Origin of the sequence: Mycobacterium sp. shizuoka-1, from assembly GCF_002723835.1 — a bacterium.
Lineage (GTDB): Bacteria > Actinomycetota > Actinomycetes > Mycobacteriales > Mycobacteriaceae > Mycobacterium.
This window is the reverse complement of record NZ_BEWG01000026.1, coordinates 57,045-68,959: the sequence shown is the minus strand read 5'-3', so window position 1 is coordinate 68,959 and position 11,915 is coordinate 57,045. Positions and strand designations below refer to the sequence as shown.

Below are 11,915 nucleotides of genomic sequence, written 5' to 3'. Positions count from 1 at the left end.
GTTCGGGTAGATCTCCAGCTTGTCGACTCGTCCGCCGTGCAGCGCGGTCATTCGCCGCTGCCCCTCGGACTCCGAACTGGCGTGCAGCTTGGTCGCCTGTTCGATCTGGTCAGCGCTCAGCTCGCCGACCAATTCCTGCGCCACCGCCCACGCCGCCGCCGACGTGTCACGGGTGATCGTGTGCAGCCGGATGCCGAACCGCACGTCCCGACCGCGCGCCCGCGCCAGCGTGCGCACTTCGTCGATCTTGGCTGCCGCGGCCTGCGGCGGCTCCCCCCACGTCAGGTAGACGTCCACATGCTCGGCGGCGATCGGCAGAGCCGCGGCCGACGAGCCGCCGAAATAGAACTCCGGCAACGGATTCGGCGGTTCCGAGACCCGACCATCGCGAATCTTGTAGAACTGCCCGTCGAAGTCGAACGACTCCTGACCCCACACCGACTTCACGATGTGCAGGAACTCGCCGGTGCGGGCATAACGCTCGTCGTGACTGAGCCAGTCGCCGAACCGGCGCTGCTCGACGTCGTCGCCGCCGCTGACCACGTTGAGCAGCAGTCGGCCCTCGGAATAACGCTGGAACGTCGCCGCCTGCTGCGCGGCCAGGGTCGGTGGCACCAACCCGGGCCGGAAGGCCACCAGGAACTTCAGCCGCTCGGTCTCGGCCAGCAGCGCCGAGGCCGTCAACCACGCGTCTTCGCACCAGGTTCCGGTGGGTGTCAGCACGCCTTCGTAGCCCAGCCGGTCGGCCGCCCGGGCCACCTCGGCCAGATAACGACGAGTCGGTGCCCGGTATCCATCCGGAATCGTGTGGTGCGAGGACGCGTGCGACGCACCCACGATCGACCGGCTGTCGCCGTTGGTGGGCAGGAACCAAAAGAACTTTGCAGGCACGACGCTCTCCTTAGTTGGCGCTGATCAGAACCGGCTCGAGCGCGCCGGCGTAGCGGCGGTCGACCCAGTTGGCGAAGTCGGGTGCAGACCGGATCTGCCCGGACTGGGCGAACAGATCCGCGATCTTTTGCTCAGAGGCGACGACGGTGTCACTCAGGTCGGTCGGCAGCCGCAAGCTCCGACTCTGCGACACCTCGGCGGCCTTCGGATCCAAACCCACTGCCGCCGCGTACTTTTCGGCCCATTCTTGGCGGTGGTCCTGCGCCCACTTGGCGGCCTTCGCGAACCGCACGAGCAGGTCCGACAGCGCGGTGCTGCGCTGGGGATCTGCCAGCGCCGCATCGGAGGCCACGCCGAACCAGTAGCCGTTGGTCACCCCTTTGGCCTGTGCGATGGACCGCACCTTCAACTGCTGTTCGGCCTGGGCGGTGAACGGATCCCAGATCGCCCAGGCATCGGCCTGGCCGGCGCGGAACGCCGACAATGCATCAGCCGGCTGCAGGAACACCAGTGTGACGTCGGCGGGCGTCAGGCCCGCCTTGTCCAGCTGCCCGAGCACGTTGCCGTGCGCGGAGCTGCCCTTGGCCACCAGGATGCTCTTGCCCCGCAGATCGCTGACCGAGGTGATCGGCGAGTCCGCGGGCACCAGGATCTGGTCACCGACCCCGCCGCCGTTGTAGGCCGAGACCACCTTGACCTTCGCGCCTGATGCCGCCCCGAAGATCGGCGGGGTGTTGCCGGTGATGGCGAAGTCGATCTTGCCCGCCGTCGCCGCCTCGATCTGCGGAGGCCCGGATGTGAACGTGGAGAACGCGATCTGGTAGGGCAGATTGTCCAGTGCGCCGGCCGCCCGCAGCAGCGCCTCGGTGCCGCCCTTCTGGTCACCCACCTGCAACACCAGACCCGAGAGCTCCGTCAACGGCACCGTCGCCGGGGCCTGCGATGCACCGGTGTTCTCCTGGCGCGACACGCAGCCGGTCAGCAGCAGACCGATGACGGCCAACGCGACCAGGACACGACGAATGGGTGGGCGATACACGGACACTCCTGTCAGATCTGAACGCCGAGCTGCGCGAGCAGCTCGACGCGATGGTTGTCGGTCGCGGCCGACGAACTTCCCGGTGGACGACGCGGATCGGCGATCTCCGTCTGGCGCACCACCCGACCGGACTCCAGCACCAGCACCCGATCGGCCAGCGCCACAGCTTCATTCACGTCGTGGGTGACCAGCAGCACGCCGAACGTGTGCCGCCGCCACAGGTCGAGCAACAACGACTGCATGCTCAGCCGGGTCAGCGCGTCCAGCGCGCCGAACGGCTCGTCGAGCAGTAGCAGCGTCGGCTCGGCGACCAGGGCGCGGGCCAGTGACACTCGCTGGGCCTGCCCGCCCGACAAGGTCAGTGGCCACGCCGACGCACGGTCGGCCAGCCCGACATCGGCAAGCGCCCGCTCGGCGCGGGAGGCAACCTCACTGCGGGACAACCGGAACCGGGTCAACCCGTAGCCGACATTGGTGCGCACGGTGCGCCACGGGAACAGCCGCGGTTCCTGGAACGCCAGCGCGGGCGCTCCGGCGACCACCCGCTCCCCGGTGTGGTCGGTGGACAGCCCGGCCAGCACGCGCAGCACGGTGGACTTTCCCGAGCCGCTGCGTCCCACCAGGGCGACGATCTCGCCGGCGCCCACGGTCAGCGACACGTCTTGGAGCACATGGTGTTCGCCGTACCACATGTCGATGTGCCGCAGGCGGCCGGCCACGCCGGTGGTGCGCTCGGACGTCACGGTCACGATCGGTACCTCAGTGCTCGTCGTTCCAGCACCCGCACGACGGCGTCGGTGGTGATGCCCAGCAGCGCATAGACGATCAGCCCGAAGATGATGATGTCGATGCGCAGGAAGTCGCGGGCATTGTTGATCAGATAGCCGATCCCCTTGTCGGCGTTGATCTGTTCGGCGACGATCAGCGTCAACCAGCCGATCGCCAGCGACTGGCGCAGGCCGACCAGCACCTGCGGCGCCGCGCTGGGCGCGATGAGGTGGCTGAACCGCTGTCGGAATGAAAAGCCAAGCACATCAGCGGTTTCGAACAGTTTCGGGTCGACCTGGCGGATCGCCGAGAATGTGTTCAGGTACAGCGGGAAGCTGACCCCCAGCGCGACGAGCAGTACTTTGGGCAGCTCACCGATGCCGAACCACAGGATGAACAGCGGAATCAGTCCCAGGTGCGGCAGCGCCCGCAGCATCTGCATCGGCGGGTCGACGGTCGCCTCGGTCCAGCGGGACAGGCCCACCGCGGTGCCCAGCCCGATGCCGATCAGCCCGCCCAGCAGCAGCCCTTGCAGCACCCGCCAACCTGACACCTGCAGCGCGTCGGCGAGTTCGCCGTTGCGGATCAGCTCCAGCCCGGCCTCGGCGATCAGCGACGGGGCGGGCAGCACGTCCTGGGAGATCAGCCCCAGCGCGCTGCCCAACTGCCACAACGCCAGCAGGATCACCGGCGACGCCCAGCGCGCGGTCGCCCATCTGCGCGCCAGGCGCTGGGCGGCCGGCCGAGGGCCCGCCGGCAGGACCGGCGCGGAAGCCGGCGCGGCGGGCGTGGTCACGGTGTGGGTCCCCCTGGGGTGGCTGATGATCGGCATGCGCGATCGGGTCGCGTCCCTCGACGCTAGGAGCACACCCCACCGGGGTTAAGGGTTTGATTCGTGGTGACGCGAACTGGCCACGAACGGTCAGCCCAACCGGGTGTCACCATTGACCAGGATCGCCGTCACCGGCACCCCGCTGACGGTCGAACGCCACGTGCCGAACTCCAGCGGCGGAGCGGCCTGCAACTGTCGCGCCAGGCGACGTTGCCGCACTTGGTCGCGGAACTTCTGCTCGTTGGCCAGCACCAGATCAGCGGTATCGGAGTCGTTGGACTTCTTGAACTGCACGCCGGTGACGGAATGGTCGGGGCGGACCACCCAGGAGGCCCGGACACCGTTGGCCTCGGCGGTGTACATGCCCGCCGGGGCCGGCACCGCGGCCGCGCTGAACGTGTAGTCGACGTCGTTCATGGTCAGCTGCCCCACCACATCCGTTCCGTTGAACGACGCCGTCAGCGTGTCCTGGTACCGAGATGTGATGTCCAGCGTGCCGTCCTTCTGGGTGCCGAAGAACCACGCCTCGTCGGTGCTTCCGTCGCAGGCGTAGGCGGCGATCTTGTCGCCCTCCACCGCCACCCCGATCGTCATGGTCTTGCCATCCGACATCGGCATGTCGGCAATGTAATGCGCCGAGGTCGGGAAGTTCTTCACCGTCGCCCCATCGGACGACGGCGTCGGGGAGGTCGCGGTGGTGGTCGAGCCGCCAGAGCATGCCGTCAGGGTGCCCAGCGCGACCGTTGCAACGGCACCGGCTATCACGGTGCGTAGGTGCTTTCTCATGGCATCAGCATCGAACAACCAGGGGCGGCGCACTTGGAGAATGTGTGGAGATTTGGTGGAGATCGACCGCAGGATCACGTCACGAGGAACTGCCGAACCTCGTCGCAGAACACCCGCCAGGCGGGCTCGGAGGCGGTCAGCAGATGGTTGTTGCCGGCCAGCGCCACCAGTCGGGAACCGCCGATGAGCTCGGAGAGTTCCTCACCAAAGCGCATCGGCACCCGGTGGTCGTCGCGGGAATGCAGAATCAGCGTCGGGCACCGCACCTGGCGCGCGGCGTCGCACACGTCTATCGCCGCGAACTCGGTCAGGAACCGCACCGCGTTTTCCGGGGACGTGGTGCGGCGCTGCAATTGGTCGAACGCCGCCCAGTCCGAGCGGCTGCCGTCAGGCAGGAACTGGGCGGCGAAGACCTGACGGAACGCCGGGTCGTCGCGGCCCCAGCCGACGCTGGCCAATTCAAGGTCCAACGCGGCGGCACGCTGCTCCTGCGCTCCGACGGCGCGCACTCCGCGCCCACGCGCGTACGCGCTGCACAGGACGAGGCGGTCCACGCGTTCGGGGTGCCGAGCCGCGTATTCGATCGCCACCGCTCCGCCCTGCGACACCCCGAGAAGCGGAAAGCTCTGCAGTCCAAGGGCATCCACTACCGACTCCAGATCGGTGACCCAGTCCTCGAAGGTGAACTCCCCCACCTCCCAGTCCGAAAGGCCGCACCCGCGTTCGTCGTAGCGAATGAACGTGTGATCCTGGCACAGATCGCTGACCCAGTGCCGCCATACCGGGCTTTCGATGTCGTAGGCGAGGTGAGTCATCCAGTTGGCTGCCCGCACCAGCGGCGGCCCCTCGCCGGCCGTCGCATAGGCCAGGCGCACCCCGTCGCTCGCCCGGCAGAACGAAATGTGCTGCGGTGGCGCCGCGGCGACCACGGGCGCCGGCGGCGTCGCTACCGGCCCCACGAACCGGTAGCCGCGGCCACGTACCGTCCGGATGTAGCGCTGCGATTCCCCGTCGTCACCGAGCGCGCGGCGCGCGGCCTTGATCCGGCTGGTGAGCGCCGCCTCGCCCACGAACCTGCCGCCCCACACCGAATCGAACAACTCGTCCTTGGTCACCACTCGCTCGTGGTTGGCGACCAGCTGCACCATCACATCGAAGACCTGCGGCTCGACGCGGATAACCATGTCGCCCGAACGTAATTCGTAGTTACGGGTATCCAGGACAAAATCATCGAAGCGCCATTCCGGCAGCACGAACGAATCGTAGCTGGGAAAACGCTGTGAGACGAGCGGTGTCAGTCAGCGCCAGCCGTCGGCGGCCTTGGCCGCCTGCACCAGGGCGTCGCACAGTTCGCGGAGCTCGGCGGCGGCCGCGCCCTCGTCGACCGCGGTCGCAACGTCCTCGGCCGCGCAGCGCACCTGGTACACCCGGTCGGACAGCTCGGCGGCCTCGTCGGCGGACAGCACCACGGCGTCCTCCGGGATCGCGCTGCCCTTGACCAGGGCGCGCTGTTCGTAGGCGCGCTGCCGGCACGACTGGCGGCAGTACTGCCTGCGCCGTCCCATCCCGGCATCGGCGACCTCGCGACCGCACCACCGGCACGGCGCAGAGCGGGTACGACGCGTCACGCCTTGTGACTGTAGCGGGGTGCGGGCGGTGATCCCGGTATCATGGGGGGTCGAGTCGGGAACCGCAGCGTGAGGTCTTGCGTTCACTATCTGCGATTTCACAGAGCATTTGAGGAGAGTTGACGATGGCTGATCGCGTCCTGAGAGGCAGCCGGCTCGGAGCCGTGAGCTACGAGACCGACCGCAACCACGACCTGGCGCCCCGTCAGATCGCGCGCTACCGCACGGAGAACGGCGAGGAGTTCGAGGTTCCGTTCGCCGACGACGCCGAGATCCCCGGCACCTGGCCCTGCAAGAACGGCATGGACGGCACCCTGATCGACGGGGACCTGCCCGAGCCGAAGAAGGTCAAGCCGCCGCGCACCCACTGGGACATGCTGCTGGAGCGCCGGTCGATCGAGGAACTCGAAGAGCTGCTCAAGGAGCGGCTGGACCTGATCAAGTCCAAGCGCCGCGGAAGCTGATCCGAGCAGTCGCTACCGGACCACGCCGCGGGCGCGATCCAGCCGCCCGCCGATGCCCCATTGGGCGACCTTCACCAGGGCTTCGCGAATGTTCGATCCGCTCATCTTGGAGACGCCGAGTTCGCGCTCGCTGAACGTGATCGGCACCTCCACCACGCTGAACCCACTGTTGATGGTGCGCCAGGTCAGGTCGATCTGGAAGCAATAGCCCTTGGAGTCGACCGCCGACAGGTCGATCTTCTCCAGCACCTCACGCCGGTAAGCGCGGTAGCCGGCGGTGATGTCATGGATGCCGACGCCGAGCAGGATCCGGGAGTAGGTGTTGGCGGTCTTGGACAACACCAGCCGCCGCGCCGGCCAGTTGCGCACGGTGCCGCCCTCGACGTAGCGCGAGCCGATCGCCAGGTCGGCGCCGTTGTCGATGGCGTCGAGCAGTCGGTAGAGCTGCTCGGGGGCATGGCTGCCGTCGGCGTCCATTTCCACCAGCACGTTGTATTGCCGCCCCAGACCCCAGGCGAACCCTTCGAGATAGGCCGCACCGAGACCGTCCTTGGCGGTGCGGTGCAGGACGTGGATGCGGTCGGGATCGGCCAGCGACAGCTCGTCGGCGAGTTGGCCGGTGCCGTCGGGGCTGCCGTCGTCGACGATCAGCACGTGGACGTCGGGGCGGGCTTTGTGCACGCGGCCCACGATCAACGGCAGGTTCTCCAGCTCGTTGAATGTGGGGATGATCACCAGGGTGCGCTGGCTGGGACGCTCAGCGTCCGTCTTGCCCCGGTCGGTCATGACTCTCCTTTGTCGTGCTGCCCGGCGAGGGCTGATGATGATTCGCCCTGTTCCGGCGGGTTCTCGCCGTCGTCTTCGTCCCCGGACCTGCTGTTCGCGTCGCCCTTGGGCCGGCCACGGCGCAACGGACGCATGAACCAACCATTGTGCAGCATGGCCGCCAGCACGACGGCAAGGGCGGCTCCGACCAGCACCCATTGGACGAGCGGCCCCCACCGGGTGGCCGGCGTCTCGCTGGTCTTGAGCCGCACCGCGAGGTCGATGGAGGCCGGGGTGAAGAACTGGGTTCGGGTCAGCTCGTGGCCGTCCGGGGCGATCACGGCGCTGATGCCGGTGGTGCCGGCCACCACCACGTAGCGGTCGTGTTCGACGGCGCGGGCCCGGGCGAAGGCCAGCTGCTGTTCGCTCATGTTCTGGTCGAAGGTGGCGTTGTTGGACGGAACGGTCAGCACCTGCGCGCCGTTGCGGACCGACTCGCGAAGCGCCCGGTCGAAGATGACCTCCCAGCAGGTTGCCACTCCCACCGGCACGCCGGCGGCGTGTACCACCCCGGATCCGCTGCCCGGCACGAAGTACCCGGCCCGGTCGGCGAAGGACGACAGGTGCCGGAAGAAGCCCCGCCACGGCAGGTATTCGCCGAACGGCTGGATGATCTGCTTGTCGTGGCGCTCCCCCGGCCCGGTGACCGGATCCCAGACCACGACGGTGTTGGTCGCGGTCGGATTGTCCGGTGTCCAGTCCGGGCGGGCGATGACAGCGCCGACCAGGATCGGCGCGCCGATCGCCTGCGCGGCCACGCTGATCTGCTGGGCGGCGTCGGTGTTGGTGAGCGGATCGATGTCCGACGAGTTCTCCGGCCAGATCACGAACTGCGGCTGCGGTGCCCGACCCGCGCGCACCTCGTCGGCCAGTTGCACGGTCTGGCGGACGTGGTTGTCCAGGACCGCGCGGCGTTGACTGTTGAAGTCCAGCCCCAGGCGCGGCACGTTGCCCTGGATCGCCGCGATCGTGACGGTCGGTTCGTTGCCCGCACCGCCGGCGGCGCGCCGCACCTGCGGGGCGGCGACCGCGGTGGTGAGCAGGACCGCGGTGATGCACAGCCCGGGCAGCAGCACACCGGGCACCGATACGGGCCCGGCGGTCGCGGCCGGGGTGCTGCGCTGCCACCAGCGCACGATCTCGAGTGTGAGCGCGGCCAGCGACGTGCCGAGCAGGGCGATTCCAAACGACAACAGCGGCACCCCGCCGAGCTGAACCAGCGACAGGAACGGGCCGTTGGTCTGGCCGAAACCGACGACTCCCCAGGGGAATCCGCCGAACGGAACGGTCGATTTGAGCCATTCCTGCAACGTCCACACCAGGGCGAACCACAGCGGCCAGCCGGGCAGCCTGCGGACCGCGACGGCCAGCCAGCCGAAGATCGCCGGGAACCCGGCCTCCATGGCGGACAGCGCCAACCACGGCACGGGTCCGACGAGCCCGCTGATCCACGGAATCAGCGGGACGTAGAACGCCAGCCCGAACAGGAAGCCGTAGCCCAGCCCACCGGCCGGTGTGGTCTTGGGATGCACCAGCACCCAGCTCAACATCGCGAAACTCAGCACCGCCGACCACCACCAGCCGATCGGCGGGAAGCTGATGCACAGCAGCAGCCCCGCGGTCACCGCGACCAGCAGCCGCATCAGCCGCGGCGGGAGCGCCGCACGCACCCACGTCCACAGCCGGCTAGCCATGGAGCACGACGCCTCGATGCACGGTCTGGCGACAGCGCGGCAGCGGGTCGCCGGGAGCGAGCCGCGGCAAGACGGGCACCCGCGAGCGCGGGTCGGTGGACCAGCGTTGCACGGTGTCGGCCGGGGCGACGACGTCGAGGTCGCCGGCGTCGTCCCACACCGCGTACGACGCCGGGGCACCGGGCACCAGCGTGCCGGTGATGCCGTCCCGTTCGCCGCCGGCGCGCCAGGCGCCGCGGGTCGCGGCGGAAAACGCCGCGCGCACCGAGACCGCGCTGCCCGGGGTCCGATGGTGGCTGGCCGCGCGCACGCTCGCCCACGGATCGATGCTGGTTACCGGGGCATCTGAGCCGAAGGCCATGGGCACGCCTGCCGATGCTAACAGCGCGAACGGGTTGAGCAGCCCGGCTCTGCCGGAACCGAGCCGGCGGGCATACATGCCACTGCTGCCACCCCACAGCGCGTCGAAATTGGGCTGCATGCTGGCGGTGATCCCACCCCGGCCCAGCGTGGCCGCCTGCTCGGCGGTGACCATTTCCAGGTGCTCGAGCCGGTGCCCGCAGCGGGCGACCGCGGGCGCCCCGAACCGCTCGACCAGACGGTCCACGGCGTCGACCACCGCACCCACTGCGGCGTCGCCGATGACGTGGAACCCGGCGGTGACGCCGGCTTCGGTGCACGCGATCAGGTGCTCGGCGATGGTGTCGGGATCCAAGTAGTGGTTGCCGGTGCAGTCCGGGGCGTCGGCATAGGGTTCGCACAGCCAGGCGGTGTGCGATCCGAGCGCGCCGTCGACGAACAGGTCACCGGCCAGCCCGCGTGCGCCGGTCGCCTCGAGGAGCGCTTTGGCCTGGGCGACGGTGGACACCGCCTCGCCCCAGTACCCGACCACCTCGACGCCGTGCTCGGTGGCGCGCAGCTCCTGCCAGTCCTCGATGCCGCCGATGTCGGGTCCGGCGCACTCGTGGACGGCCACGATTCCGGCGGCGGCGACCGCGTCGAGGGCGGCCAACCGCGCCTCGGCACGCTGCCCGGCGGTGAGCAGTCGACGGGCCTCGGTGCGCACCAGGTGGTGGGCGTCGGCCGACAGCGGTCGCTCCGGGTGATAGCCGGGCACCGCGGGCAACCCGGGGACCAGGTCGCGCAGGGCGGTCGAGGCGACGGCCGAGTGGACGTCGACGCGCGCGAGGTAGGCAGGCACCGGGCCGGCGGCGGCGTCGAGTTCTGCCGTGCTGGGCGCCTCGTCTCGCGCCCAGCCGGTGTCGTCCCAGCCGTGCGCCCAGATCGCCCGGCCCGGATGGGCGGCGGCGTGGTCGGCGACCAGCGCGAGGCAGTGCTGCTTGGAGGTGGCACGGGTGAGATCCAGCCCGGTCCGCAGCAGGCCGGTGGCGGTGAGGTGCATGTGGCTGTCGACGAACGCCGGGGCCACGAAGGCGCCCCGCAGGTCGACGACCTGCGCGTCGGCGAATTGCGCTCGGCCCAGTTCGTCACTGCCGAGCCAGGCGACGACGCCGTCACGCACCGCCATCGCGGTGGCCTCCGGATGCGACGGGCTATGGATGCGCCCGCCCAGCAGCAGTGTGGTCACGGTGGATCAGTCTGCCCCGCGGGTGCGGAGTCGACGAAAATGCTCAGAAGCGCCGCACGGCGGTGACGTCGTGGACCCGCACGATCTCGGCCCCGGGCACACCGCCGTGGCCCTGCTCCTCGACGACCTCGCCGTCGATGTAGTCGCCGCGGCCGGGGTAGCCCGGCGCGGTCAGGTTGACGACGCTGACCCGGCGGGCGATGCCGCGGGTGAGCAGCATCCCGGCCACCGGACGCACCACGCTACGGGTCGGCGGCAGCAGCATCAGCGCGCCGAGCGCGGTGCTGACCAGGCCGGGGATGAAGACCAGGACGGTGCCGAGCGCGACGAGCATGCCGTCGGCCACGGCGCCCTGCGGGTCGGTTCTTGTGCGTTGCAGCCGCAGGATCGGGCGCTTGACCTGAGAACCGGCCAGCGCCACCCCGACCACCGAGGTGGCCAGCAGGATGAGCAACGTCCACCCGATGCCGAGGGACCAGGTCAGGGCGGCCAATACCGCGAGCTCGACCAGGGCGTAGACCAGAAACGTCCGCATCACCATGCACAGGCAACGAGTCGGCGCGGCCGCCGGTTCCGCCGAGCCTGATAACAGACTGTGAGTTTCACGGCGGGGTGATCTCGAGGGCGACGTGGGTCTTGTCGATCCCGCCGCGGACCAGGGTATGCAGGTAGAACCACCACGCGTGGTGCCAGTAGCGGCGCAGCACCTTGCCGTAGACGTCGCGGGTCTGCGAGTCGGGCAGCACCCGGGCCGTCGCCTCGACCGCCGGCCCCTTGGGCTTACCCAGGGAATGCGATTCGGCGATGGTGACCCGCGGGGTGTTGCGAATGCGCTTGACCTTCCAGGACACCCGGTCGGTGATGACCAGGACCCGGTCGCCGTCGGGCACGCCCCAGATCGCCGTCGGCTTGGGCCGGCCGTCCTTGGTGAACGTGGTGAGCAGGAGATACTTCGCGGTTGCGACGTCGCGGAAACCCGGCGGCATCGGTCAGGCGGCCCGCAGTTCCAGCCCGATCGTGCGCTTGGCGCCGCCGCGCAGCTTGGAAAAGAAGTTGAAGACCTGCCCGACGATCCCGTACCGCTTGCCGATGGCCCGGTACACCCGTTCGGTCTGCGATTCGTCGAGGACGCTGGCGACCGCCTCGACGGGTTCGCTCTTGACGTTGCCGCGCATGTCACAGATGGCCACGGTCACCCGCGGGGTGTTGCGGATCCGCTTGACCTTCCAGGCGTTCTTCTCGGTGATCACCAGTGCGACGTCCCCGTCGGGCACCACCCAGATCGGCGTCGGCTTGGGTCGGCCGTCCTTGGTGAAGGTGGTCAGCGAGATGTACTTCGCCTGGACGACGTCGGCGAATGTGAGTGCCATGGAACCCAACATATATCCCCGGGTCGCTTC

The 11,915-nt window shown here is 69.2% G+C and carries 14 protein-coding genes; 1 reads left to right on the top strand and 13 read right to left on the bottom strand.

Going from position 1 to position 11,915, the window contains the following annotated elements:
- The 7 genes from MSZK_RS09855 to MSZK_RS09825 all read right to left on the bottom strand — a co-directional run.
- The coding region (locus MSZK_RS09855) for an LLM class flavin-dependent oxidoreductase (protein WP_099247352.1) at window positions 1–891 on the bottom strand (891 nt) is incomplete at its 3' end.
- Window positions 892–901: 10 nt separating this feature from the next.
- Window positions 902–1,930, bottom strand: a complete 1,029-nt coding sequence (locus MSZK_RS09850; protein WP_233211208.1) for an ABC transporter substrate-binding protein — start codon at window positions 1,928–1,930, stop codon at window positions 902–904.
- Window positions 1,931–1,941: 11 nt separating this feature from the next.
- The gene (locus tag MSZK_RS09845; protein WP_199203275.1) at window positions 1,942–2,622 is read right to left on the bottom strand and encodes an ABC transporter ATP-binding protein; all 681 of its coding nucleotides are present in this window, start codon (window positions 2,620–2,622) and stop codon (window positions 1,942–1,944) included.
- 53 nt (window positions 2,623–2,675) lie between these two features.
- Window positions 2,676–3,530 (bottom strand): ABC transporter permease, encoded by an 855-nt coding sequence (locus MSZK_RS09840; RefSeq protein WP_371411312.1) that lies wholly within the window; start codon window positions 3,528–3,530, stop codon window positions 2,676–2,678.
- A gap of 90 nt (window positions 3,531–3,620) precedes the next feature.
- Window positions 3,621–4,316, bottom strand: coding sequence for a hypothetical protein (locus MSZK_RS09835; protein ID WP_099247372.1), 696 nt, complete (start codon window positions 4,314–4,316; stop codon window positions 3,621–3,623).
- Window positions 4,317–4,390: 74 nt separating this feature from the next.
- A complete protein-coding gene (locus MSZK_RS09830) occupies window positions 4,391–5,500 on the bottom strand; it encodes an alpha/beta fold hydrolase (protein ID WP_099247370.1) in 1,110 nt (369 codons plus the stop codon).
- 114 nt (window positions 5,501–5,614) lie between these two features.
- The gene (locus MSZK_RS09825; protein WP_102869256.1) at window positions 5,615–5,944 is read right to left on the bottom strand and encodes a hypothetical protein; all 330 of its coding nucleotides are present in this window, start codon (window positions 5,942–5,944) and stop codon (window positions 5,615–5,617) included.
- A gap of 125 nt (window positions 5,945–6,069) precedes the next feature.
- Between MSZK_RS09825 and MSZK_RS09820 the strand changes: the two genes are divergently transcribed.
- Window positions 6,070–6,408: an RNA polymerase-binding protein RbpA gene (locus MSZK_RS09820; protein WP_099247348.1), complete on the top strand. Its 339-nt coding sequence runs from the start codon at window positions 6,070–6,072 to the stop codon at window positions 6,406–6,408.
- 12 nt (window positions 6,409–6,420) lie between these two features.
- On the opposite strand, the gene MSZK_RS09815 is transcribed toward MSZK_RS09820, so the two are convergent.
- The 6 genes from MSZK_RS09815 to MSZK_RS09790 form a co-directional block, all read right to left on the bottom strand.
- Window positions 6,421–7,194, bottom strand: coding sequence for a polyprenol monophosphomannose synthase (locus MSZK_RS09815; protein ID WP_099247346.1), 774 nt, complete (start codon window positions 7,192–7,194; stop codon window positions 6,421–6,423).
- A complete protein-coding gene (gene lnt, locus MSZK_RS09810; RefSeq protein WP_099247344.1) occupies window positions 7,191–8,927 on the bottom strand; it encodes an apolipoprotein N-acyltransferase in 1,737 nt (578 codons plus the stop codon). The genes MSZK_RS09815 and lnt overlap by 4 nt, the downstream gene beginning before the upstream one ends.
- A complete protein-coding gene (locus tag MSZK_RS09805; protein ID WP_199203273.1) occupies window positions 8,920–10,455 on the bottom strand; it encodes an amidohydrolase in 1,536 nt (511 codons plus the stop codon). Before MSZK_RS09805 ends, lnt begins: the two co-directional genes overlap by 8 nt.
- A 103-nt stretch (window positions 10,456–10,558) precedes the next feature.
- On the bottom strand, window positions 10,559–11,050 hold the full coding sequence (locus MSZK_RS09800; RefSeq protein ID WP_371411311.1) for an FxsA family protein: 492 nt from the start codon (window positions 11,048–11,050) through the stop codon (window positions 10,559–10,561).
- A gap of 67 nt (window positions 11,051–11,117) precedes the next feature.
- The gene (locus MSZK_RS09795; protein WP_099247338.1) at window positions 11,118–11,501 is read right to left on the bottom strand and encodes a PPOX class F420-dependent oxidoreductase; all 384 of its coding nucleotides are present in this window, start codon (window positions 11,499–11,501) and stop codon (window positions 11,118–11,120) included.
- 3 nt (window positions 11,502–11,504) lie between these two features.
- On the bottom strand, window positions 11,505–11,885 hold the full coding sequence (locus tag MSZK_RS09790) for a PPOX class F420-dependent oxidoreductase (RefSeq protein WP_099247336.1): 381 nt from the start codon (window positions 11,883–11,885) through the stop codon (window positions 11,505–11,507).
- Window positions 11,886–11,915: the final 30 nt, after the last annotated feature.

What these genes read in the sequence shown, in the direction of transcription:
- MSZK_RS09845 (WP_199203275.1), bottom strand. Translation starts at nt 2,622, where the DNA reads ATGTGGTACGGCGAACACCATGTGCTCCAAGACGTGTCGCTGACCGTG.
- MSZK_RS09840 (WP_371411312.1), bottom strand. Translation starts at nt 3,530, where the DNA reads ATGCCGATCATCAGCCACCCCAGGGGGACCCACACCGTGACCACGCCC.
- MSZK_RS09835 (WP_099247372.1), bottom strand. Translation starts at nt 4,316, where the DNA reads ATGAGAAAGCACCTACGCACCGTGATAGCCGGTGCCGTTGCAACGGTC.
- MSZK_RS09830 (WP_099247370.1), bottom strand. Translation starts at nt 5,500, where the DNA reads ATGGTTATCCGCGTCGAGCCGCAGGTCTTCGATGTGATGGTGCAGCTG.
- MSZK_RS09820 (WP_099247348.1), top strand. Translation starts at nt 6,070, where the DNA reads ATGGCTGATCGCGTCCTGAGAGGCAGCCGGCTCGGAGCCGTGAGCTAC.
- MSZK_RS09815 (WP_099247346.1), bottom strand. Translation starts at nt 7,194, where the DNA reads ATGACCGACCGGGGCAAGACGGACGCTGAGCGTCCCAGCCAGCGCACC.
- lnt (WP_099247344.1), bottom strand. Translation starts at nt 8,927, where the DNA reads ATGGCTAGCCGGCTGTGGACGTGGGTGCGTGCGGCGCTCCCGCCGCGG.
- MSZK_RS09805 (WP_199203273.1), bottom strand. Translation starts at nt 10,455, where the DNA reads ATGGCGGTGCGTGACGGCGTCGTCGCCTGGCTCGGCAGTGACGAACTG.
- MSZK_RS09800 (WP_371411311.1), bottom strand. Translation starts at nt 11,050, where the DNA reads ATGCGGACGTTTCTGGTCTACGCCCTGGTCGAGCTCGCGGTATTGGCC.
- MSZK_RS09795 (WP_099247338.1), bottom strand. Translation starts at nt 11,501, where the DNA reads ATGCCGCCGGGTTTCCGCGACGTCGCAACCGCGAAGTATCTCCTGCTC.
- MSZK_RS09790 (WP_099247336.1), bottom strand. Translation starts at nt 11,885, where the DNA reads ATGGCACTCACATTCGCCGACGTCGTCCAGGCGAAGTACATCTCGCTG.